This is a genomic window from Clavibacter sp. MX14-G9D (genome assembly GCF_032917815.1).
In the GTDB taxonomy this organism is placed as follows: domain Bacteria; phylum Actinomycetota; class Actinomycetes; order Actinomycetales; family Microbacteriaceae; genus Clavibacter; species Clavibacter michiganensis_K.
The window spans coordinates 1-744 of record NZ_JAVCVL010000421.1 but is presented as its reverse complement, the minus strand read 5'-3'; the positions used below and the strand labels follow the sequence as shown (position 1 = coordinate 744).

General features: G+C 79.7%; 1 protein-coding gene. It reads left to right on the top strand.

Annotated features, from left to right (window positions below; all coding sequences use genetic code 11):
* The coding region (locus Q6969_RS16075; RefSeq protein ID WP_317231335.1) for a helix-hairpin-helix domain-containing protein at positions 1 to 460 on the top strand (460 nt) is incomplete at its 5' end.
* Between the last annotated feature and the right edge of the window lie 284 nt (positions 461 to 744).

Genomic DNA, 744 nt, shown 5'->3' with positions numbered 1-744 from the left:
CGCCACGAGCGCCCGCGCGCCCATCTACGTGCACGTGGTCGGGGCCGTCGCGTCGCCCGGCCTCTTCCCGCTGGCGCCCGGCAGCCGCGTCGTCGACGCCCTCGCCGCCGCGCACGGCTTCGCCGACGGCGCCGACACCGCGGGCGTCAACCTGGCGCGCGTGCTCTCCGACGGCGAGCAGCTGGTGGTCCCGCGGCAGGGGGAGACCCCGGCGGCGGCCCCGGCGACAGGACCGTCCGGCGCCGGAGGCGTGACCGCGACCGGCTCGGCACCCGTCGACCTCAACACGGCGACCACGGAGCAGCTGGAGACCCTCCCGCGGGTCGGGCCGTCCCTCGCGGCGCGCATCATCGCATGGCGGTCCGCGCACGGCCGCTTCGGCCGCGTCGCCGACCTCGGGCGGGTCCCGGGCATCGGCGACCGCACCCTGGCATCGCTGACGCCGCTGGTCCGGGTGTGACGGCCGATCCGCGGCGCGCCTCCGGCACTCGACGAGCGCCACGGGGCGCGCGTGGCGCGGCCGCGCAGATCGACCTGCGCCTCGCCCTCCCCGCCGCGGTCGGCTGGGTCGCGACCGCAGTATCCATCGGCGTCCGCGGCGCATCCGGTCCGTCCGCCGTGGCCGCGGCGGTCCTCGCCGTGACGGCCGGGGGAGCCGCGGTCGCGTTCCGCCCTCGCCCGTCCGCACGGTCCCGGCGTCGGGCGACCGGCAGCGGCATCGGCGGGAACCGCGCCGTCCGCGTC